The sequence below is a fragment of the Kytococcus sp. Marseille-QA3725 genome (assembly GCF_054950055.1).
In genome coordinates this window covers 1,664,098-1,684,792 of sequence record NZ_JBUCLA010000001.1, presented here as the reverse complement: position 1 = coordinate 1,684,792, position 20,695 = coordinate 1,664,098, and the positions used below count along the sequence as shown (strand labels likewise).

Below are 20,695 nucleotides of genomic sequence, written 5' to 3'. Positions count from 1 at the left end.
CCTGGGTGCCCCTGCTGTGGGCCGCGGTCCCGCTGCTGGTCTTCGCGCTCTTCTTCGCCCTGCCCGTCGGCACGATGGTGGGGCGCGGGCTCGCGCCGGGCGGCCAGTTCGACCCCTCGGCCGTCACCGAGGTGCTGGGCCGTGGCCGCACCCTGCGCGTGCTCGGGTTCACCGTCGCGACGGCGCTCACGGGCACCGTCGTGACCGTGCTGCTCGGCGTGCCCACCGCGTTCGTGCTGTACCGGCTGCGCTTCCCGCTGCGCGGGCTGGCGCGCTCCTGGGTGGTCATGCCCTTCGTCATGCCGACCGTGGTGGTGGGTGTGATGTTCCGCAGCCTGCTCAGTCCGCAGGGGCCGCTCGGCCTCCTCGGCTGGGACGGCACCCCGTGGGCGATCGGGGCGGCGTTCGTGTTCTTCAACCTCGCGGTGGTCGTGCGGACCGTCGGCGGTGCCTGGTCCGGCCTGGACCGGCGGGCGGAGGAGGCCGCCGCCTCGCTGGGTGCGGCCCCGTGGCAGGTCCTGCGCGACATCACGCTGCCGCGGTTGGCACCGGCGGTCATCAGCGCCGCGGTGGTCGTCTTCCTGTTCTGCAGCACCGCCTTCGGGGTGGTCCTCACCCTCGGCGGGTTGAAGCACCGCACCATCGAGACCGAGATCTACCTGCTGACCACCCAGTACCTGGACCTCCGGGCCGCCGCGGTGCTCTCGGTGCTGCAGGTCGTGACCGTCGGGCTGCTCGTCGGTGCTGCCGCCCGGTTGCGTGGCAGCGCCCGGGCCACCTCGGCCGGCTCGGCGCCTCGTCCGGTGCGCCGCGGCGACCTGCCCGCGGTCGCGGTGGCGATGGCGGTGCTCGCCTTCGTCACCGCACCGGTCGTCGCGCTTGTCGTGCGCTCCCTGCAGGTCCCCACCGCCGAGGGGACCGCCTGGTCGCTGCGCAACTACCGCGACCTGGGCTCCCGCGCCGCCGCCGACGACGCCGCGCTGCAGGGGACCGTGCTGGAGGCCCTCGAGAACTCCTGGCGCATCGCGGTCGACGGCACGGTCGTGGCCCTCGTGCTGGGGATCCTGGTCTCCGTGGCCCTCTCCCGACCCGGCCGCACCCCGGGTCGGGCACGCACCGTGCGTGCGCTGGACCTGCTGTTCATGCTGCCGCTCGGGGTCTCCGCGGTGACCGTGGGCTTCGGGCTCCTCATCGCCCTGGACTCCCCGCCGCTGGACCTGCGCTCCTCGCCCCTGCTGATCCCGCTGGCACAGGCACTCGTGGCCACGCCGCTGGTCGTGCGCACGCTGACCCCCGTGCTGGAGGGGATCGACGACCGGCAGCGGCAGGCCGCGGCCTCGCTGGGGGCACCGCCGTGGCGGCAGTTCCTCACGGTCGACGTCCGGCTCGCCGCCCGACCGGCCACCGCGGCGGCCGGATTCGCGCTGGCCGTCTGCCTGGGGGAGTTCGGCGCCACCAGCTTCCTCGCCCGCCCCGATGCACCGACCGTGCCCGTCGTCATCGCCGAGCTCGTCAGCCGTCCCGGTGGGTCGGGCTTCGGCCTGGCCCTGGCCGCCAGCGTGCTGCTGGCCGCCGTGACCGTGGCCGTGATGGCCGTCGTCGACCGCCTCGCCCCGAACACCGGAGGTACCTGGTGACCGAGAGCAGCCCCCGACCCGCCGACCGCACCGGCCTGGAGGTGCAGGGCGCCACCGTGGAGTTCCCCACCCGACACGGCTCGGTCCGGGCGCTCGAGGAGGTCGACCTGACCGTGCCGGCCGGCACCATGACCGCCGTGCTCGGGCCCTCCGGGTGCGGCAAGTCCACCCTGTTGCGGGTGGTGGCCGGGCTGGAGTCGCTGACCTCCGGCGCGGTCCGCTTCGACGGCAAGGACCTCACCGCCGTCCCGCCGCACCGCCGGGGTTTCGCGCTCGTCTTCCAGGACGGCCAGCTGTTCGACCACCTCTCGGTCGCCCAGAACGTCGCCTACGCCCTGCGCCTGCGCGGCGTGGGTCGTGGCGCCCGGCAGGAGCGAACCGCCGAGCTGCTCGACCTCGTCGGCCTGCCCGGCATCGAGGCACGTGACCCGCGCACCCTCTCCGGTGGACAGCGACAGCGGGTGGCGCTGGCCCGGGGGCTGGCCGCGGACCCGGACGTGCTCCTGCTCGACGAGCCGCTCAGCGCCCTGGACCGCGACCTCCGGGTGGCACTGGGAGATGACCTGCGCCGCATCGTCGTCCGCACGAGGACGACGGCCGTGCTCGTGACGCACGACCACGACGAGGCCCGGTTGGCCGATGCCGTCGCGCGGATGGACGCCGGTCGCGTCGTCGAGGTGGGCACCCCGGACCAGGTGCTGGTGTGACGCAGACCTGGTGGCGCGATGTCGCATCTCGACCCACTATGTCCCCATGACGCAGGAACGCACCCGGGATCTCGCCACCGAACAGCTGGAGGCGTGGATCCGTCGCTTCCGCGTCCATGAGTCCGTCGAGGAGCTCGCTCTCGAGATCTGCGAGGTCGCGCAGGACGCCGTGGGGCAGGACCTGCACGTCTCGCTCTCGCTGCTGCGCAGTGGCGGGAAGATCGACACCGTCGCCGCGACCGACCCGATCTGCTTCGAGGTCGACCGCTACCAGGAGGAGGTCGGTGAGGGGCCCTGCGCCTCGGCGGCCCGCGAGCAGCCCGTGACCCACCTGGAGGACACCGCCACGGACCCCGAGTGGCCCACCTTCAGCCGGTGGGCGGCCCGGTACGAGGTCGCCTCGATGATGGCGGTGCGGATGGAGACCTTCGAGGGGGACGAGTCGGACCCGACCACCGGCCGGGCCGGCCTCGGTGCGCTCAACTTCTACTCGGACCGCCCCCACCGCTTCGATCCCGAGACCGAGCAGAACGCGCGACGCGTCGAGGCTCCCGCCTCGTTCGCCCTGAGCAGCCGTCAGCACGTCATCCACCTGGGCCGGGCCCTGGAGAGCCGTGACCTCATCGGGCAGGCGAAGGGGAATCTCATGGCCCGCCTCGAGGTGGGGGAGGACGCCGCCTTCGACGTGCTGCGCGAGCGTTCCCGGCACACCAACGTGCGCCTCGTGGAGGTCGCCTCGTCCGTGGTCGCCGGCGCCCGCAAGGCCGGCGAGGCGCGCTCGCCCGGAGCGGGGGGCGTGCCCGGGCACGTCCCCCGAGGCTGCCTCAGAGCGCCAGCCACCCCTGTCGGAAGCCCAGCACCGCGGCGACGAAGGCCACGGCCATGACGCCCCAGATGACCCACTCCCAGGACTTGAGCACCGGTCGCCCGTTCTCCTTCTGCGCCCAGGCGTAGACCGCGAGCCCCGGGGCGTAGAAGAGCGCCGTCATGAGCAGGTAGTCGAGCCCGCCGGCGAAGACCAGCCAGAGCGCGTAGACGGCGGCCACGACGGCCATGACCACGTGCTTCGTGCCGGCCGATCCGTCCCGGCGGTGGCGCCAGGCGAGCATCGCGCCGTAGACGGCGCTGAGCAGGTAGGGCAGCAGGATCATCGAACCGGCCATGAGGATGACCACGAGGTAGTTCGACGAGTTGAAGTGGGCGTAGACCAGCGCGGCCTGCAGCACGAGGGCCGTGGTGAGCACCGCCCAGGTGGGCGTCCCGTGACGGTTCTCCTTCGAGAGCACCCGTGGCATGGCGCCGTCGCGCGCGGTGACGTCCAGGATCTCGGCGCACAGCAGCATCCACGCCAGCAGGGCACCCACCACGGAGACGATGAGACCCACGCTGACCAGACCGGCGCCCCAGGGGCCGACGGCCTCGCGCAGCACACCGGCCATGGACGGGTCCTGCAGGTCGGCCAGCTCCGCCTGGCTGAGGATGCCGGCGCTGAGCAGGTTGACCGACACCAGCAGGGCGATGACGGTGAGGAAGCCGACCACGGTGGCGCGGCTGATGTCCTTGCGCTGGCGCGCACGCTGCGAGTACACGGTGGCGCCCTCGATGCCGACGAAGACCCACACGGTCACCAGCATCATGTTGCGCACCTGCTCCCAGACGCCCGTGCCGGTCGTCTGCCGGCCCCAGAAGTCGGCGGTGAACACGCCGTAGTCCCAGGCCACCGCCGTGAGCACGACGAAGGCGATGATCGGGACGAGCTTGGCGACGGTGATGATCAGGTTGAAGCCCGCGGCCTCGCGCACGCCGCTGAGCAGCAGCAGTACGTACAGCCACAGCAGCACGCTCTGTCCGGCGACGGCTGCCCAGGTGGTGCCGGTCCCGAAGAGGGTGGGCCACCACAGGCCGAGCGTGGAGAAGATGAGGATGAAGTAGGACAGGTTGCCCAGCCAGGCGCTGATCCAATAGCCCCAGGCGGACGAGAAGCCCATGAACCGGCCGAAGCCCTCGCGGGCGTAGCCGTACACGCCGCCGTCCGGGTTCGCGTCGAGGCGGGCCAGCAGCGTGAAGGTCAGCGCCAGCATGAGCATGCCGATGCCGGTGATGCCCCAGCCGATGAGGAGGGGGCCGGGGGCCGCGGCCTGGGCCATGTTCATCGGCAGTCCGAAGATGCCGCCGCCGATCATGGAGCCGACCACGAGGGCGGTCAGCTGGGGGAGGCCCAGGAGGGAGCCCTTCTTGTCGTGCCCGGCCGGTGCGTCGGTCTCGCCGGCGGGGGCCTTGAGGGGGTGTGCCATGCGCGCATTCTGCCTTCCCGTGAGCAGCGTCACCATCCTGCACGGCAGGAAAGTTTGCACGCGGTGCAGTGAGCGGCCTACGCTGGGGTCATGTCGCTGCGGGAGGCCCACAAGAAGAGAACCCGGGCCGCCTTGGTGGCAGCCGCCGGTGAGCTGGTCGACGACCGAGGCATCGCCGAGCTCACCCCCGATGCCGTCGCGGAGCGGGCGGGGGTGTCACGCCGAACGCTCTTCAACTACTTCGGGAGTGCGGAGGAGTGCCTCCTGCAGCCCGTCCACGCGGTCATGGAGACGCTCGTGGCCGAGTTCCAGCGGTTCCCCGCCGACCTGCCCCCCGTTGGACGTCCTGCGCAACGCGCTGCCCCGGGTGTTCGACGAGGAGCGCTTCGACCACACGGCCCGCATCTGGTCCGTCCTGGCGGACAGTCCGGCGCTCCAGCGGGCTGAGGCGAACATGGTCGCCCAGTGCACCGCAGAGGCCGTGCAGCTGCTGCTCGACCGCCTGCACGCCCCGGGGCAGCCGCCGGACCGCGTCTTCCTCGGCGGGCTGGTCCGCAGCGCCCTCGGCGTCATCGAGACCGCTGCCGAGGTCTGGCACGAACGCACCGACGGTGCCCGGGGTGCCGAGTCCCGCGCCGTTTTCCTCGAGCTCGCCCAGGAAGCCCTGGACCACCTGCGCTGCGGCTACGGCAGCGCCTCCACCCCTCCCATCCCTGACACCACGGAAGGACGGCCCTGATGGCCGAACGTCTCTACGCAGTGGGGCACTGGGCCTCGCGCCACGTGTGGCCGGTGATCCTGGCCTGGCTGCTGGTCCTGGCGAGCGTCGCCGGTGCCGCCGCCGTCTTCAGCAAGCCGCTGAGCACGCAGTTCAGCATCCCCGGCACCGAGTTCCAGCAGGTGCAGGACCAGCTCAAGGAGGAGCTGCCCGACGCCGCCGGTGGCGTCGGCACCGTGGTCTTCGAGTCCGAATCGGGCGAGTTCACCCCGGAGCAGCGCACCGCCATCAACCAGGCGGTCAAGGACATGGGCGCCGTGGACGTCGTCACCGACGCGCGGAGTCCGTTCGCGCTGCAGAAGCAGCTGACGAACGCCGAGAAGAAGCTGGACCAGGGCCAGAAGGACCTGCGGTCCGGTCGCCAGGAGGTGGCCGACGGGCGCGAGAAGCTCGAGCAGGGCCGGGCCCAGCTCAAGGAGAAGTCCGGCGAGCTCGAGCAGGGCCGCAAGAAGATCCAGGAGGCCCAGGGCGAGATCGACGCCGGGCGCGAGAAGCTCGAGCAGGGTCGGGCCCAGCTCAAGCAGCAGGAGCAGCAGGTTGCGCAACTGCAGGCCAAGCTCGGCCCGGACGCACCCCAGGTGGCAGAGGCCAGGGCGAAGCTGGAGGCCGGTCAGCAGCAGCTCGACGGCAAGGAACAGGAGCTCGAGGCCGGTCAGCAGGAGCTGGACGGCCGGGAGAAGGAGCTCGAGGCCGGTGAGAAGAAGTTGGCCGAGGGGAAGAAGGAGCTCGACGCCAACGAGAAGAAGCTCGACCGGGCCGAGAAGGACCTCGAGTCCGGCAAGGCCGACCTGGAGCAGGGCCGCTCCCAGCAGCAGCTCAGCGAGGGCATGCGCTTCGTCTCCGAGAAGGGCGACATCGCCTTCACCCAGGTGCGCTTCGACGACGAGCTGAACAACGTCGACATCGCCGACCGTGAGAAGGTCATGGAGCAGGCCGACGGCCTGGCGGACGAGGGCGTCACCACCAGCTTCTCGCAGGAGATGTCCCAGGACGCCAGCTCGATCATGGGCCCGGGCGAGATCGTCGGTCTCGTCTTCGCCGGCATCGTGCTGCTGGTCATGCTGCGCTCGCTCACCGCCGCCGGGCTGCCCCTGTTGAACGCCGTCGTCGGTGTCGCGGTGGGTGTGGCCGGTGCGATGGCCACGAGCGCGTGGGTGACCATGCAGGACATCACCCCCGTTCTGGCCGTGATGCTGGGCCTGGCCGTCGGCATCGACTACACCCTCTTCATCGTCAACCGCCACCGCACCCAGCTGGCCAGCGGCATGGACAAGCACGAGTCCATCGGTCTGGCGACCGGCACCGCGGGCAACGCGGTGGGCGTCGCCGGCACGACCGTGATCATCGCCCTGGCGGCGCTGACGCTGACCGGCATCCCCTTCCTTGCGACGATGGGCCTGGTGGCCGCCGCGACCGTACTGGTCGCCGTGGTCGTCTCCTGGACCCTGGCTCCCGCCCTGCTCTCCCTCATGGGGGACAAGGTGCTGGGACGCCGCGGGCGCCAGCAGCGGGCGGCGGTCCTGGCGGCTGCCGAGCAGCCGGTGCGCCGCGGGGGTGCGACCTCGTTCTTCAACGCCCCGGCGGAGGTGGACCCGCGCCACGACCGGACCAACCCGTTCTGGTCCCGTCTGACGACCCGCATGCCGTGGCTCACCATCCTGGCCGTCGTGCTGGGTCTGGGTGTCCTGGCCTGGCCGGTCACCGACATGCGGCTGGGCATGCCCGACGGCTCCACCGCCCCGGCGGACTCGCAGGGCTACCAGACCTTCGACACCGTCCGGGACCACTTCGGCGAGGGCGCCAACGGGCCGATCGTGGCCATGGCCTCCACCGACGAGCCGCTGAGCAAGCAGGAGGCCGCCGACCTGCAGATCCAGATCGGTGAGCAGCTGAAGGACACCCCCGGGGTCGAGTACGTGGTGCCCGCCGGCACGAGCGAGGACCGCTCGACGCTGGCCTTCCAGATCACCCCGAGCACCGCCCCGAACGACCAGCAGACGGTCGACCTCGTGCACACGCTGCGCGACAAGGCGACCGGCATCGAGTCCGCGGAGAAGGTCGACATGGGCTTCACGGGCCTGACCGTGGCCAACATCGACATCTCCGAGGCGCTCGCCGACTCGTTGCCGCTCTACCTGGGCGTCGTGGTCGGGCTGTCGCTGCTGCTGCTGGTGCTCGTCTTCCGCAGCCTGGTGGTGCCGCTGGTGGCCACCGCCGGCTTCCTGCTGAGCGTGGGCGCGGCCTTCGGTGCCGTCGTCGCGGTCTACCAGTGGGGCTGGCTGGGCGAGCTCTTCGCAGTCAACGAGCCGGGAGCCATCCTCAGCTTCCTGCCCACGATGGTGATCGGCGTGCTCTTCGGCCTGGCGATGGACTACCAGATGTTCCTCGTCACCGGGATGCGCGAGTCCTGGGCCCACGGCGACCGGGCGCGCCGGGCCGTGCACCGGGGCTTCGGGGCCGGTGCGGCCGTCGTCACCGCCGCGGCGCTCATCATGGTGTCGGTCTTCGCCGGCTTCATCCACGCCGAGCTGACCATGATCCGGCCGATGGGCTTCGCCCTGGCGCTGGGTGTGCTCGTGGACGCCTTCCTGGTGCGCATGACGCTCACCCCGGCGGTCATGCACCTGCTGGGCGAGAAGGCCTGGTGGATGCCGCGCTGGCTCGACCGCCTGCTGCCCGACCTCGACGTGGAGGGCGCTCGGCTGCAGCGGGATCACGGGGTCGACGCCGAGGGGCACCACGTGGCTGCATGAGCCGGTGGGCGGGGGCCTAGGCTTCCGCTGGTGACGACGACGGCGGCGCAGGTGAAGGAGGGCTTCCCCCGGGAGGTCTGGATCCTCATCGGCGCCGCCTTCGTCGTGGCCATCGGCTTCGGCATCGTCGCCCCAGCCATCCCGCAGTTCGCGCGCAGCTTCGGCGTCGGGGCCTCGGCCGCGGCCGTCATCGTCTCGGCCTTCGCCGCCTTCCGCCTGGCCTTCGCGCCGGTGGGAGGGCGCCTCTCGGAGGCCTTCGGGGAACGCCCCGTCTACCTGGTGGGGCTGGTCATCGTGGCGCTGTCGACCTGCGCGGCGGCTTTCGCGCCCAGCTACCTGTGGCTGCTGGTGTTCCGCTCGCTCGGCGGCATCGGGTCGACCATGTTCACCGTGTCCGCGGTCGCCCTGCTGGTGCGGCTGTCACCGCCCAACCGTCGAGGCCGTGTCTCGGCCGCCTACGGGTCGGCCTTCCTGCTGGGCAACGTCTTCGGCCCGGTGCTCGGCGGGCTGCTGGCACCGCTGGGGCTGCGGGCACCGTTCGTCATCTACGGCGTGGCGCTGCTCCTCGCGGCCGTCGCGGTGGGCCTGGGCATCCGCCCCGAGGCGATCCGCCCGCCGCAGGGCGACGCCGGTGCCCCGCCGCGCATGTCCGTCCGCGAGGCCTGGGCCGACCCGGTCTACCGCGCCTGCCTGACCAGCGGCTTCGCCAACGGGTGGGCCAACTTCGGTGTCCGCGTCGCGCTCGTGCCGCTCTTCGTCGTCGAGGTGCTGCACGCCGGCCCGCGGATGGCCGGGTTCGCCCTGGCGGCCTTCGCGCTCGGCAACGTGCTGGTGCTCAACCACGCCGGCCGCATGAGCGACCGCATCGGCCGCCGACCGCTGGTGATGGGTGGCCTGGTGGTCTGCGGTGTGTTCACCGCCTTCTCGGGTCTCATTACTGACGTCTGGCTCTACCTGGCCGTCATGGCGGTCGCCGGCATCGGGGCGGGCATGCTCAACCCTGGGCAGCAGGCCGCGGTCGCCGACGTGGTCGGCAACGAGCGCTCCGCCGGCACGGTGCTGGCCGGCTTCCAGATGGCGCAGGACGTCGGGGCCATCCTCGGCCCGATCGTCGTGGGCCTGGTGGCCGAGCGGTACGGCTACGGGGTCGCCTTCGGCTTCACCGGCATCATCATGGCCGCCTCGTTGTTGGTGTGGCTGGGCCGGCGCGAGACGGCCCGGGCGGCCCTCACCTCCTGAGCCGCGTCACGCGCCCAAGGTGGCCCTGACTCCCTCGTCGAGTCGCGCACCGGGCAGCGCTCGCGCCCCGGGCGTCCCGTCCCCTCAGTGCGCCGGCTGCGGGGCGGGCGCTTCACCCGCCTCCGCGGTCGCGGCCTCGGCGGCCTCCTGCGGCAGCAGCAGCGAGAGCAGGGCCACGGCCAGAGCCGTGGCGGTCGGCACCAGCATCGCGGTGGCCATGCCCCAGTGCAGGCTCGCCCAGCCGATCAGCGAGGGACCGGCCAGGAAGGTCAGGTACCCGGCCCCGGCGACGACCGCGAGCATGCGCCCACCGCCCAGGTGCCCGGCCATGCCATAGATCATCGGTGCCAGCACCGCCACGCCGCTCCCCACCAGCAGCCAGCCGGCCAGCACCACCCAGAAGGCCGACTGCGTCACCGCGACCAGGTAGCCGGCGACCGCGATCGCGGCGCCACCGGCCAGCACGGTGCGGGCTCCCAGCCGGTCCACCAGCGCGTCCCCGGCCAGGCGCAGCACCACCATCGCCGCGGAGAAGACCGCGAGCCCCGCGGCGCCCTGCCCTGGGGACACCCCGGTGACGTCGGTGACGTGGATGGTTGACCAGTCCCACCCGGTGCCCTCGGTGATGCCGAAGAGCACCGCCATCGCGGCTAGCAGCCAGGTGACCGCCGGCAGCCGCGTGCGTGCGCCGTCGTGCGAGCGGTGGGAGACCCGCGGGGTGTCCGGCAGGCGGCGGGCGGACACAGCGAGCAGCGTGAGGGCCAGCGCGACGCCGGTGAGCGCGGCGACCACGACCGTGCCCGTCGGCCCGTCGCTCACCTGCCCGGCCAGCAGCACCGCGCTCGCCCCGGCGAGCGAGCCCACCGAGAAGAAGGCGTGCAGCCTGCTCATGATCCGCCGCCCGGAGGCCCTCTCGGCGTACACGGCCAGGGAGTTCATGGAGACGTCCATGGCGCCGTTGCCCAGCCCCAGCAGCGCTGCGCCCGCGAGCACGACCGGCCAGCTGGTGGCCGCGCAGAGCACGAGGAAGGCAGCCATCATCACCAGTGCGCCGACCAGGGTGGGGCGCCGTGCCCCGATGCGGTCGGCCAGCCGCCCCGAGACCTGCATGGTCACCGCGGCGCAGAAGCCGACCGTCACCAGCAGCAGGCCCACTTCCCCCTCGTGGATGCCGACCCGCTCGCGGATGCTGGCCAGCAGGCCACCCCAGATGCCGATGAGGAAGCCGTTGACGGCGAAGATCGCGGCCACCTGCGGGGCGGCGGCGAGGGCAGGACGCAGCATGCGCCGGATCCTCCCAGACACCCGGTGCCGCTGCCGGTTCCGGGTCGTACCCTCCCTGCCATGAGCCGCTCCGCCCTGCGCACCGAGGTCTGGCTGGTGCTGGGCGTCTCGCTGGGGGCCTCGGCCCTCTGGTCGCTGGTGCGCCTGGCCGACCTGCTGACCCGCCCCGGTGGCCTGGCCGGGGCGACGACCAGCCTCAACACCCCCGCCGACCCCACCCGTCCGTGGCTGTCGGTCGCCTCGGACCTCGTGTCGCTGGTGGTGGCCCTCGTGCCGGCGGTGCTGGCGCTGTACCTGCTCGGCCGCGACGGGATGGGTGGCACCTCCGCCACACCGGACCCCGCCACGCAGGTGTCCACCGTGCCGACCTCCGCCACGCTGGCCTCCGCCTCGCCGGGTCCCATGTCTCCGGCCCCCGCCTCGGACGAGCAGCCCGTGCGCACCGGCGCCCGCGGCATCGGGCTCGATCTTCGCCACCCCGTCCGCGACCTGCGGGACGGTGCGCTGCTGGCCGCCCTGGTGGGTCTGCCCGGACTGGCCCTCTACCTGGCAGCCACCGCGGCCGGTCTGAACTCCACGGTCGAACCGGCCACGGCCACGCCCCCGTGGTGGGCCGTCGGCCTGCTCGTCCTGGCCGCCCTCAAGAACGGTGTGCTCGAGGAGGTCGTGGTCGTCGGCTACCTCACCACCCGCGGCCGGCAGCTCGGCTGGGCCCCGTGGGCGGCGGTCGTCGTCGCGGCCCTCCTGCGCGGGGTCTACCACCTCTACCAGGGCTTCGCCGGCGGCCTGGGCAACGTGGTGATGGGACTGCTCTTCGGCGCCTGGTTCCTGCGCCGAGGCAGGGTGATGCCGCTGGTCGTGGCGCACGTCCTCATCGACCTGGTCGCCTTCCTGGGCTACGCCTGGATCGCACCGCGCGTCGGCTGGCTCTGACCCTTTGTGAGGCATGCCTCACCTCACGTAGCCTGTGCGCCATGCCGTCGAACTACCGGGACTTCCGCGCCACCGTGTCCGCCGTCGAGCAGGTCTCGCCGAGCTTCGTGCGGGTCACCCTCGCCGACGGGGGGTTGCGCGACTTCGGCGACACCTGTCTGGACCAGCGCATCAAGGTCGTCTTCCCGCTGCCGGACGCCGGGCCGGGCACCGATCCCTTCGCGACCTTCCCGACCGGGGACACCTGGTACCTCGCCTGGCGCGAGCTCCCGGACGACCAGCGCAACACCTTCCGCACCTACACCCCGTCCGCGGTGCGGCGGGAGGCCGGCGAGCTGGACGTCGACGTCGCGGTGCACGGTGACTCGGCCCCCGGCTCGGCCTGGGCCCTCACGGTCCGCCCCGGCGACCCGGTGATGGTCTGGGGACCGGACGCCACCGTCGCCGGCCACGAGGGCGTCGGTGTCGACTGGACCCCCGGACGGGCCGAGCGCTTCCTCCTGGCGGGGGACGAGACCGCGCTGCCGGCCATCGTGAACATCCTGCGCACGCTGCCGGAGGGGGCGACGGGGCAGGCCTTCCTCGAGGTGCCCGGCGCCGGTGACGTCCGCGAGCTCACCGCGCCCTCCGGCATCGAGGTCGTCTGGCTGCCCCGGGACGCGGGGGAGGAGCCCGGGGCGCTGCTCACCGAGGTGGTGCCGGAGCGCCTCGCCGTCGCACCCGGTGGAGGCAGCGGTGCCCCTGCCGAGCGGGACGCCACCGCGGAGGGCCCCGATGTCACCGACGACGCCGAGGCGGTGCCGTGGGAGCTGGCCGAGGTGGAGGACGCACAGCTGGCCTACGCCTGGCTGGCGGCCGAGTCGTCCGCGGTGAAGGCCCTGCGTCGTCACCTGGTGCGCGAGCGCGACTGGGACCGCCGGCAGGTGGCCTTCATGGGCTACTGGAAGCGCGGCGTCAGCCAGGTGTGAGAGCGGCCCCGCCCGCAGGAGCGGACGGGGCCGGTGCCACGGGCCGGGGTGGTCTCAGAGAGCGGCCACCAGGTAGCCGTCGTGGTCCTCGTCCCACCAGAGCTCGGCGACGTCCTCGGTGTCCGCCGCCTTGCAGAACTGCAGGAAGCTCGAGTATCCGAGCGACTTCTCGCTGAACTCGGACTCGTGGTGGCGCAGGCGGTCCTTGAGGCCCGACAGCGGCACGCCGTCGCCCTCGGGGTCCTCCTCGTCCAGCACGCGGTGCAGCAGGTCGAACGCGACCTCGCGATCGGCCTCACCGGGCAGCTCGACGGTGGGGTCGCCCGAGGACGGGCCGTCGGAGAGGGTGATGACCCCGCGGTCGTCCAGGTGCTTGAGCAGCTCGCCGAAGGCGCGGAAGCCGAAGTCCGCCTCGGAGAAGGTCGGGTCCTTGCGCAGCAGCGTGCGCTTCAGCGCCGAGGCGGTCACCGGGCCGCTGGCGGTGCGCGCCAGGCCGGCCACCGTCTGGGCGACCATCGGGGCGATGGCCCCGGTGCCCTGGTTGGCGGTCGCGACCTCCTCGCCGTCGGGCGTGGTCTCCGGGGTGGTCTTGCGCTGGCCGCGCGAGGAGCCGCCCTTCTTGCCGCCCTTGCCGGCCGGTTTCTCGGCGGGGTCCTTCGGCGCCGACCCAGCGGTGGTCTCCGTGCGCTCCTTGGCCTTGTCCTTCGACTTGCCGCCTCGCCCACGACCATCCGCGGTGTCCGGCTGCTCCTTCGCCCCCGAGTCGGCGGGGACGTGGGGGTCGACGCCGTCGAGGGTGTCGTAGAAGAGGAACTCGTCGCAGGCCGGCGGCAGCATCGCGGAGGTCGAGTTGCGCACACCCACGCCGATCACGTTCTTGTTCAGCTCGCGCAGCTTGTGCACCAGGGGCGTGAAGTCCGAGTCGCCGGTGCAGATGGCGAAGGTGGTGATGTAGTCGCGCTCGAAGGCCATCTCGATCGCGTCCACGACCATCTTGATGTCGGCCGCGTTCTTGCGGGATGCCCCCATGCGCTGCGGCATCTCGATGAGCTCGACGTGGCTGCGCGTGAGCATCCGCCGGTCCTCGTCGAAGTAGGACCAGTCGGCGTAGGCCTTGCGCACGACGACGCGGCCGCGTTCGGCGAGGGCGTCGGCGATGGGCTTGAGGTCGAAGGTCATTCCCCCCAGGTGGTCGCGTGCCCCCAGGGCGAGGTTCTCGTAGTCCACGAACAGGGCGATGCGTTCCTCGTGAGTCACCCCACCGACTCTACGCGGCCGTGGGTGCGGGCCCGGCCTGACCACGGAACGCATGCGCCGCCTTGCATATGCGGTGGTTCGCATATTAGAGTCAACGCATGAGTTCGAAGGGAACGCAGGACGAGCAGCAGCGTCTGCGCGAGCAGGCGGCCGGGACCTTCCGGGTGCTCTCGTCCCCCCTCCGCATCCAGCTGATCGAGCTGCTCGCCGAGGGCGAGCGGACGGTCTCCGACCTGGTGGAGGCGGTGGGGCAGTCGCAGCCACTGGTCTCCCAGCACCTGCGGGTGCTCCGGGACCAGTGCCTCGTGAGTGTCCGTCGCGAGGGACGCGTCTCCCACTACTCGATCCTCGACGACCACGTGCTCCACGTGGTCGCGGACACGTTGGCGCACGCCAGCGAGCACGACCACACAGAGCCCGCGCCGCGGGAGCGGGGCGAGGGCTCCGCACGACAGGAGGACGCATGACCACCATCACCCACGAGACCCACACCGAGCACGCCCACACCCACGGTCCGGACTGCGGTCACGAGGCGATCGTGCACCTGAACCACGTGGACTACCTGCACGACGGCCACGCGCACCGCGAGCACGAGGGCCACTACGACGAGTGCTCCTCCTGCGCCTGCGGGTGCGAGGGGCCGTGTGCGACCTGCTCCGCCGGCAAGGACTGCACCTGCGCCAACTGCGTGCACGCCACCTGCGAGTGCGCGAACTGCACCGACAGCTGCTCCTCCTGCACCTGCACCGACTGCAGCTGCAAGACCTGCCAGCACGCGGGCTGACGTCCCTCGGCGAGTCCCCGGACATGAGAGGAGCCCCACCCTCTGGTGGGGCTCCTTTCGTGCTTCCGGAGCGGTGCCGCGCCGGTCAGCCCGCCACGGCCGCGGCGAAGGCCAGGGGTGCGCAGCCCAGGGCCAGTGCCGTGCACGGGTGCTCGACACCGCGGGCGGCCAGCTTCCGCACCAGCCAGTGCTCGAGGGCGAAGCCACCGGCCACGGACGCCACGGCGAGCCCGCCCACGACCGCCCACGTGGCCGGGGACACCCGGATGTCGGGCTGGTCCAGCCCCTGTGCGGCGGCCGGCAGCGACTGCTCGTCCCAGTCGGACGAGCCCGCCGCCTGCTCCTGCTCCGCGGACGGCGCCTCCTCGTCCGTGGTCCGGGTCCCGGTGCCCGGAGCCAGCCGCTCGGGGGTCAGGACGGCGTAGGCCATGGCGGTGGTGAGCGACAGGGCCCCCTGCATCGGCCAGCGCACGCGACGCTGGGGCACCCAGTCCGGCAGGGCCGTCATGGCCGTTGCGCCGGCGGTGAGCACGAGCGGGCCGAGGACCCGGGGGCGAGCACCCATGTCAGCCCTCCTGCACCTGGTAGGTGCCGGTGAGGGTGCCGCGGCCCAGCGTCTGGAAGAGCATGGTGAACGCGCCCACGGTGGCCGTGGCGGACTGGTCCAGGCCGAGGTCCTCGGTGTCCAGCGCGTGCACGGCGAAGATGTACCGGTGGGGTACGTCGCCGGGCGGCGGGGCCATGCCGGACCAGGCCTTGACACCCGAGTCGGCGTTCAGCATGAAGGCGCCCTCGGGCAGGTTGTGCCCGCCCTCGGCGCCAGCGTCGGCCGCCAGCTCGGTCACGTCGGCGGGGATGTTGAGCACCGTCCAGTGCCAGAACCCGGCCGGGGTCGGGGCGTCGGGGTCGAAGCAGGAGACGGCGAACGACTTCGTGCCCTCCGGGGCACCGCTCCACGCCAGGTGCGGGGAGGTCTCCTCGCCATCCTGCGCGTGTCGGGCGTCCATCGGCTCACCCTCGCGCACGTCGCGGCTCGTCACCTCGAAGGAGGCCGTCTCCGGCAGGAGACCGTAGGGCTCAGGGGCTTGGGGTCGCTGCAGATCCATGGGCCCACCGTATGCCGCTGTGACGGGTCGCGTCACCCACGCCCGCCGTCCCCAGGAGCGGCTCTCGGTCGCGTGCGGCTCCCGGGGTGGCGGATACCGTGCCGGCATGACTGCTGCTGCCCCGTCCACCTCCCGGCAGGCCATCGACCTGCTGCCGGAGTCCGCACGCGCCTTCGGCGTCGTGCTCGACCGCCTCGACGACCAGGCCTGGGGGCGACCGTCCCCGTGCACCGGGTGGACGGTGCGGGACGTCGCCAACCACGTCGTGGCCGAGCACCTGTGGGCACCGCACCTGCTGCGCGGGGAGTCCCTGGAGCAGGTGGGGGACCGCTACGACGGCAACGTGCTGGGCGACTCCCCGGACGCGGCCCGCCGGTCCTGGCGGATGGCGATGCTCGGCGCGCTGCAGGCCTGGGCACAGGTGGACGACGTGGAGCAGCCGGTGGCGTTCACCGGGGGCGAGCAGACCGTGGGGGAGTACGCCCACCAGATGCTGGTGGACCTGACCGTCCACGCCTGGGACGTCGCGCAGGCTGGTGGCGTGGGCGTGCCCGTCCTCACCGATGCGGTGGGCGTGGCCTTCGCCTACGAGAAGCCTCGGGTGGAGCAGGGGCGGGCCATGGGGCTCTTCGGGCCGCCGACCCGTCCGCGCTCGGACCACCCGATGGACCAGCTCGTCGCCCTGCTGGGGCGCTGAGGTGGGCGCGCCGGTGCAGCAGGCCGCAGAGGCACCTCATCTGCCGCCCACCCCGCGGGTGGTGGTGGACCGGGCGCGCTTGGGGGCGAACGTGGAGCGCATGGCCGCGCTGGCCGCCTCCCGTGGGCAGGCCCTGCGTCCGCACGCGAAGACCCACAAGTGCCCCCGCATCGCGGCCCTGCAGCTGGAGGCCGGGGCGGTCGGGCTGACGGTCGCGACCCTGGGGGAGGCCGAGGTGTTCGCGGACGCCGGCTGCGGTGATCTGCTCATCGCCTACCCGGTGTGGTGGACGGCCGACCAGGCCCGCCGGGCCGCCGAGCTGGCTGCCCGGGTGCGTCTGGCCGTGGGGGTCGACTCGGTCGAGGCCGTCGAGCGCCTCGCCGGGCTGTGGGGTGCGTCGTCGGCCCGACCGGACGACACGTCCAGCTCGGACGACCGGGTGTGCTCGGTCGGCGGGCTGCGGACGCGGGGCGAGGTGCCCACGACCCGGCCGGAGCTCGTGGTGGAGGTCGACACCGGCCACCACCGCAGCGGGTGCGAGCCCGAGGAGATCGAGGCGGTGGCACGCGCCGCCCTCCGGGCCGGTCTGGTGGTGCGCGGTGTCTTCACCTTCCCCGGCCACAGCTACACCCCCGAGGGGCGCGAGCAGGTGGTCGCCGACGAGGCCGCGGTCATCGCCCGGGCCGCTGACGTCCTCCGGCGGGCCGGCGTGCCCGCCCCGCTGGTCTCCGGCGGATCCACCCCCTCGGTGGCGCTGGAGGAGAGCGGCTTCGACGAGCTGCGCCCCGGTGTCTACGTCTTCGGCGACGCGCAGCAGTGGGAGCTCGGCACCTGCACACCGGAGGAGATCGCACTGACCGTGCACTCCACCGTCGTCTCCCACGCGGGAGGGCGCCTGGTGCTCGATGCCGGCAGCAAGGCCCTCGGCGCCGACCGTCCCGGGTGGGCCTCGGGGTACGGGCGCCTGCTGGACCACCCGGAGGCCCGGATCGAGCTGCTCTCGGAGCACCACGCCGTGGTCGTGCTGCCCGACGGGGAGCCGCTGCCCGCCCGGGGCAGCGTCGTGCGGGTGGTGCCCAACCACGTCTGCAACGCGGTGAACCTCACCGACGAGCTGCTGGTCGAGGAGGCCGGGCAGGTCCGGGAGCGGTGGGCCGTCGAGGCTCGGGGGTTGAACGCCTGAGGCCGGTGTCCGGAGGGCGGGCTCGGCGCGGCCGGCTGGGCCAGGGGCGGAACGCCTGAGGTGGCCGGGGTCCGGTGAAATGCACCCTTGCCCCTTGGGGAGCAGAGGCGTACAGTGCCGGGAACTCATCCAGAGCGGCCGAGAGACGTGGCTCCACGACGCCGCGGCAACCCGGCGGACCGAGAGGTCCGACCCACGGGTGCCACTGCCACGATCGATGCGAAGGAGATCGAGATGCAGCAGCGCACCTCCACCCACCTGACGCGCACCGCCGTGGCCGGTCCTGCCGTCCTGGTCATCCCGTCGTCGTCGATACGAATGCCGCAGGCGCAGCGGGCCCACTGAGCCCCTGCGCCGAGCCCTCGAGGCCCGACGACCACCTTTCCCGCCGCCACCCGTCCACCGGGTGGTCGGCAGGCCGTACCCCCCTGCGTGACGTGCACCGCGGGGCGGCCACGCACACCCAGGAGACGCCATGACGCAGTCCACCGATCCCACCTCCACCACCGCGACCCCCGCCGAGACGGCGCACCCGGAGACCGGCACCACCACCCCGTCCGCCGCTGACGAGGTCACCTGGGGCCTGTCCACCCGCGCGGTCCACGCCGGTCAGGTGCCCGACTCGGACACCGGGTCCCGCGCCCTGCCGCTGTACCAGACCACGAGCTACGTGTTCCGGGACGCCGACCAGGCCGCCGGCCGCTTCGCGCTCGCGGAGCTCGGCCCCATCTACACCCGGCTGAACAACCCCACCAGCGAGGCCGTCGAGGAGCGGCTCGCGGCCCTCGACGGCGGGGTCGGTGCCCTGCTGCTCTCCTCCGGGCAGTCGGCCACCACCCTGGCCCTGCTCAACCTGTGCGACGCCGGGGACCACGTCGTGGCCTCCAGCCACCTGTACGGCGGCACGCAGAACCTCTTCTCCGTCACCCTGCGGCGCCTCGGCATCGAGGTGAGCTTCGTCGACCCGACCGACCCGGCTGCCTGGCGCGAGGCGGTCACCGAGCACACCAAGGCCTTCTACGCCGAGAGCATCGCGAACCCGTCCGGAGTGGTGCTCGACGTCGCCGCCGTGGCCGAGGTGGCCCACGAGGTGGGGGTTCCGCTGGTGGTGGACAACACCATCGCCACACCGGCCCTGCTGCGGCCCCTGGAGCACGGGGCCGACGTGGTCGTCTACTCGGCCACCAAGTTCCTCGGTGGGCACGGCACCGCGGTGGCCGGTGCGATCGTCGACGGCGGCCGCTTCGACTACGGGGCCCACGGGGACCGGTTCCCGCACTTCACCGAACCCGACCACACGTACAACGGGCTGGTCTTCGCCCGCGACCTCGGGGAGGGCGGTGCCTTCGGTGTGAACCTCTCCTTCATCCTGCGTGCCCGAGTGGTCCTCCTGCGTGACCTCGGCTCGTCGGTGGCCCCGTTCAACGCCTGGCTCATCGCACAGGGGCTGGAGACGCTGACGCTGCGGATGGAGCGACACGTCGCCAACGCGCGGGTGATCGCCGAGTGGCTCGCCGCGCACCCGCAGGTCGAGCGCGTGCACTGGGCCGGACTGCCCGACCATCCCTCCCACGAGGTGGCCCGGCGCTACCTGCCCGAGGGGCCGGGGTCGGTCCTCTCCTTCGAGGTCGCCGGTGGCGCCGAGGCCGGCCGGGCGTTCGTCTCCGCGCTGCGGCTGCACAGCCACGTGGCCAACATCGGGGACGTGCGCTCGCTGGTGATCCATCCGGGCTCGACCACCCACGCCCAGCTCTCGGAGGAGGAGCAGCGCGCCGCGGGTGTGGCACCGGGCCTGGTGCGGTTGAGCGTGGGCATCGAGGACGTCGACGACCTGCTCGCCGACCTCGAGCGGGGCTTCGCGGCCCTGCCGAGCACCGAGGGCGTGGCGCGGTGAGCGGCGTGTTCCTGTCCGAGGCGCCCGCGTGGGAGTGCGTCCGGGGCGTCGCGCCGGGTGCGGGCCGGGGTGCAGTGCGGCCCGGGGAGCCGGGCACGGAGGTCCGCCCGGGCCCTGCCGCGGCTCCCACCCGACGCCTGCTGCGGCCCGGCCCGGTGCGGCTGGAGTCCGGGGAGCTGCTGCGTCCCGAGGTCGCCGTCCGCTCCTGGGGGCCACCGCCGGCCGCCGACGGCTCCAACGTCGTGGTGGTGCTGCACGCACTCACGGGGGACTCCCACGTCGGGGGACCGGGCGGGCCGTCGCACGCGCCGGACGGGTGGTGGCCCGACGTCATCGGGCCGGGGCGGCCGCTGGACACCGAGCGCCTCCACGTCGTCGCCCCCGACGTCCTGGGCGGCTGCAGCGGCACCACCGGCCCGGCCAGCACGGCCCCGGACGGCCGGGCCTGGGGCAGCCGCTTCCCGGCGGTGACGGTGCGCGACCAGGTGGCCGTGGAGGTTGCTGCCCTGCAGGCCCTCGGGGTGCGGCGGGTGGCGCACGTCATCGGTGCCTCGGCCGGTGGCATGCGGGCCCTGGAGTGGGGTCTGCAGCAGGAGGTGGAGGTCGGGCACCTCTGCGTCGTGGCCGCCCCCGCGGTGGCCTCGGCGGACCTCCGGGCCGGTGTGGCCCTGCAGCGAGCAGCCGTCGAGGGCGATCCGGCCTGGGCGCAGGGTGACTACCACCCGGGCCCCGGCCCGGTGGCGGGACTCGCCCTGGCGCGCCGGATGGCGATGCTGACCTACCGCAGCGCCGACGGACTGGAGCGACGGTTCGGGGACCCGGCCGCGGTCGACCCGCGGTCCTGTGTGGGCTCCTGGCTCGACCACCACGGGCACGTCTTCGTGGAGCGCTTCGACCCCGGTGCCTACCTCGCCCTCTCCGACGCCATGGCGGGCCACGACGTCGGGCGTGCACGGGGCGGCGTGGAGGCCGCTCTGGCCGGGATCCGGGCCCGGGTCACCACGGTCGCGGTGAGCAGCGACCGGCTGGTGTCCCCGGCCGAGGTGCGCCGGGTGGCCGCCGGCACGGGCGGGGCGTACGTCGAGATCGACACCGACGCCGGCCACGACGGCTTCCTCATCGAGTCCGAGGCGACGGGGCAGGTGCTGCGCGAGGCGCTCGCCTGAGGCGAGGGGAGGACC

General features: G+C 73.1%; 20 protein-coding genes and 1 riboswitch. Of the genes, 15 read left to right on the top strand and 5 right to left on the bottom strand.

The features are described from left to right. Positions 1-5: 5 nt before the first annotated feature. Genes ACY8FT_RS07765 through ACY8FT_RS07755 form a run of 3 tightly spaced genes read left to right on the top strand, consistent with a single transcriptional unit; the run spans position 6 to position 3,230 of the window. A complete protein-coding gene (locus tag ACY8FT_RS07765) occupies positions 6-1,637 on the top strand; it encodes an ABC transporter permease (protein ID WP_462418313.1) in 1,632 nt (543 codons plus the stop codon). Continuing rightward, positions 1,634-2,344 carry an ABC transporter ATP-binding protein gene (locus tag ACY8FT_RS07760; RefSeq protein WP_462418312.1) on the top strand — a complete coding sequence of 237 codons (711 nt, stop codon included), beginning with the start codon at positions 1,634-1,636 and terminating at the stop codon, positions 2,342-2,344. Before ACY8FT_RS07765 ends, ACY8FT_RS07760 begins: the two co-directional genes overlap by 4 nt. A 46-nt stretch (positions 2,345-2,390) precedes the next feature. Continuing rightward, the gene (locus ACY8FT_RS07755) at positions 2,391-3,230 is read left to right on the top strand and encodes a GAF and ANTAR domain-containing protein (RefSeq protein WP_462418311.1); all 840 of its coding nucleotides are present in this window, start codon (positions 2,391-2,393) and stop codon (positions 3,228-3,230) included. Here ACY8FT_RS07755 and ACY8FT_RS07750 read toward each other — a convergent pair. Next, positions 3,169-4,638 (bottom strand): basic amino acid/polyamine antiporter, encoded by a 1,470-nt coding sequence (locus ACY8FT_RS07750; protein WP_462418310.1) that lies wholly within the window; start codon positions 4,636-4,638, stop codon positions 3,169-3,171. The two genes, ACY8FT_RS07755 and ACY8FT_RS07750, sit on opposite strands and share 62 nt — an antisense overlap. 90 nt (positions 4,639-4,728) lie before the next feature. Here ACY8FT_RS07750 and ACY8FT_RS07745 point away from each other — a divergent pair, with 90 nt between their 5' ends. The 4 genes from ACY8FT_RS07745 to ACY8FT_RS07730 are packed head-to-tail and all read left to right on the top strand — an operon-like array spanning position 4,729 to position 9,408. After that, positions 4,729-5,085: a TetR/AcrR family transcriptional regulator gene (locus ACY8FT_RS07745; RefSeq protein WP_462418309.1), complete on the top strand. Its 357-nt coding sequence runs from the start codon at positions 4,729-4,731 to the stop codon at positions 5,083-5,085. Further along, positions 4,976-5,377 carry a hypothetical protein gene (locus ACY8FT_RS07740; RefSeq protein ID WP_462418418.1) on the top strand — a complete coding sequence of 134 codons (402 nt, stop codon included), beginning with the start codon at positions 4,976-4,978 and terminating at the stop codon, positions 5,375-5,377. Before ACY8FT_RS07745 ends, ACY8FT_RS07740 begins: the two co-directional genes overlap by 110 nt. Further along, the gene (locus ACY8FT_RS07735; protein WP_462418308.1) at positions 5,377-8,169 is read left to right on the top strand and encodes an MMPL family transporter; all 2,793 of its coding nucleotides are present in this window, start codon (positions 5,377-5,379) and stop codon (positions 8,167-8,169) included. The genes ACY8FT_RS07740 and ACY8FT_RS07735 overlap by 1 nt, the downstream gene beginning before the upstream one ends. A 30-nt stretch (positions 8,170-8,199) precedes the next feature. Beyond that, on the top strand, positions 8,200-9,408 hold the full coding sequence (locus tag ACY8FT_RS07730; protein WP_462418307.1) for an MFS transporter: 1,209 nt from the start codon (positions 8,200-8,202) through the stop codon (positions 9,406-9,408). Between the two features lie 84 nt (positions 9,409-9,492). Here ACY8FT_RS07730 and ACY8FT_RS07725 read toward each other — a convergent pair whose 3' ends face one another. After that, entirely contained in the window at positions 9,493-10,692 is a 1,200-nt protein-coding gene (locus tag ACY8FT_RS07725; RefSeq protein WP_462418306.1) for an MFS transporter, read from the bottom strand. 60 nt (positions 10,693-10,752) lie between these two features. Between ACY8FT_RS07725 and ACY8FT_RS07720 the strand changes: the two genes are divergently transcribed. Next, complete coding sequence (locus ACY8FT_RS07720; protein WP_462418305.1) at positions 10,753-11,625, top strand: CPBP family intramembrane glutamic endopeptidase; 873 nt, start codon at positions 10,753-10,755, stop codon at positions 11,623-11,625. A 41-nt stretch (positions 11,626-11,666) separates the two neighbouring features. After that, positions 11,667-12,593, top strand: coding sequence for a siderophore-interacting protein (locus ACY8FT_RS07715; protein WP_462418304.1), 927 nt, complete (start codon positions 11,667-11,669; stop codon positions 12,591-12,593). Positions 12,594-12,647: 54 nt separating this feature from the next. Here the strand turns inward: ACY8FT_RS07715 and ACY8FT_RS07710 are convergent, their stop codons facing one another. After that, the gene (locus ACY8FT_RS07710; protein WP_462418303.1) at positions 12,648-13,850 is read right to left on the bottom strand and encodes an NYN domain-containing protein; all 1,203 of its coding nucleotides are present in this window, start codon (positions 13,848-13,850) and stop codon (positions 12,648-12,650) included. Between the two features lie 98 nt (positions 13,851-13,948). On the opposite strand from ACY8FT_RS07710, the gene ACY8FT_RS07705 reads away from it, so the two are divergent. Together ACY8FT_RS07705 and ACY8FT_RS07700 are read left to right on the top strand one after the other, a co-directional pair. Then, complete coding sequence (locus ACY8FT_RS07705) at positions 13,949-14,317, top strand: ArsR/SmtB family transcription factor (RefSeq protein ID WP_462418302.1); 369 nt, start codon at positions 13,949-13,951, stop codon at positions 14,315-14,317. Beyond that, positions 14,314-14,634 carry a hypothetical protein gene (locus ACY8FT_RS07700; RefSeq protein WP_462418301.1) on the top strand — a complete coding sequence of 107 codons (321 nt, stop codon included), beginning with the start codon at positions 14,314-14,316 and terminating at the stop codon, positions 14,632-14,634. Before ACY8FT_RS07705 ends, ACY8FT_RS07700 begins: the two co-directional genes overlap by 4 nt. An 85-nt stretch (positions 14,635-14,719) precedes the next feature. Here ACY8FT_RS07700 and ACY8FT_RS07695 read toward each other — a convergent pair whose 3' ends face one another. Next, positions 14,720-15,199, bottom strand: a complete 480-nt coding sequence (locus tag ACY8FT_RS07695) for a hypothetical protein (RefSeq protein WP_462418300.1) — start codon at positions 15,197-15,199, stop codon at positions 14,720-14,722. Position 15,200: 1 nt separating this feature from the next. Beyond that, positions 15,201-15,740: a YbhB/YbcL family Raf kinase inhibitor-like protein gene (locus ACY8FT_RS07690; RefSeq protein WP_462418299.1), complete on the bottom strand. Its 540-nt coding sequence runs from the start codon at positions 15,738-15,740 to the stop codon at positions 15,201-15,203. A 106-nt stretch (positions 15,741-15,846) separates the two neighbouring features. Here ACY8FT_RS07690 and ACY8FT_RS07685 point away from each other — a divergent pair, with 106 nt between their 5' ends. From ACY8FT_RS07685 to metX, 4 genes are all read left to right on the top strand, one after another. Beyond that, positions 15,847-16,437 (top strand): TIGR03086 family metal-binding protein, encoded by a 591-nt coding sequence (locus tag ACY8FT_RS07685; protein ID WP_462418298.1) that lies wholly within the window; start codon positions 15,847-15,849, stop codon positions 16,435-16,437. A gap of 13 nt (positions 16,438-16,450) precedes the next feature. Further along, a complete protein-coding gene (locus ACY8FT_RS07680; protein WP_462418297.1) occupies positions 16,451-17,620 on the top strand; it encodes an alanine racemase in 1,170 nt (389 codons plus the stop codon). Between the two features lie 122 nt (positions 17,621-17,742). Beyond that, positions 17,743-17,844, top strand: a riboswitch (SAM riboswitch). Positions 17,845-18,095: 251 nt separating this feature from the next. Then, positions 18,096-19,514, top strand: coding sequence for an O-acetylhomoserine aminocarboxypropyltransferase/cysteine synthase family protein (locus tag ACY8FT_RS07675; RefSeq protein ID WP_462418296.1), 1,419 nt, complete (start codon positions 18,096-18,098; stop codon positions 19,512-19,514). Beyond that, entirely contained in the window at positions 19,511-20,680 is a 1,170-nt protein-coding gene (gene metX, locus ACY8FT_RS07670; RefSeq protein WP_462418295.1) for a homoserine O-acetyltransferase MetX, read from the top strand. Before ACY8FT_RS07675 ends, metX begins: the two co-directional genes overlap by 4 nt. Positions 20,681-20,695: the final 15 nt, after the last annotated feature.